Source organism: Falsihalocynthiibacter sp. S25ZX9 (genome assembly GCF_041205405.1).
Classification (GTDB): Bacteria; Pseudomonadota; Alphaproteobacteria; order Rhodobacterales; family Rhodobacteraceae; genus Falsihalocynthiibacter; species Falsihalocynthiibacter arcticus.
This window is the reverse complement of sequence record NZ_JBGFCD010000333.1, coordinates 1-282: the sequence shown is the minus strand read 5'-3', so window position 1 is coordinate 282 and position 282 is coordinate 1. Positions and strand designations below refer to the sequence as shown.

The 282-nt window shown below is 51.4% G+C and carries 1 protein-coding gene; it reads left to right on the top strand.

What is annotated here, in order from left to right; genetic code table 11:
- A partial coding sequence (locus tag AB9F29_RS22465; RefSeq protein ID WP_369757321.1) for an adenylosuccinate synthetase occupies positions 1-282 on the top strand: 282 nt, incomplete at both ends.

The window sequence follows — 282 nt, the reverse complement described above, 5'->3', positions numbered from 1 at the left end:
TTGCTCGCGAAACTCAAAGAAATCGCCGAGCATGTTCTGCCTTATGCGGCTCCTGTTTGGAAAATTCTTAACGAGAAACGCAAAGCAGGAAAACGTATCTTGTTCGAATGCGCACAAGGCGCGTTGCTCGATATCGATTTTGGCACTTACCCCTTTGTGACGTCATCTAATGTGATCGCGGGTCAAGCCGCGACAGGGACGGGCGTCGGACCGTGTGCAATCGACTATGTGCTTGGAATCGTTAAGGCATATACAACCCGTGTGGGCGAAGGCCCGTTTCCT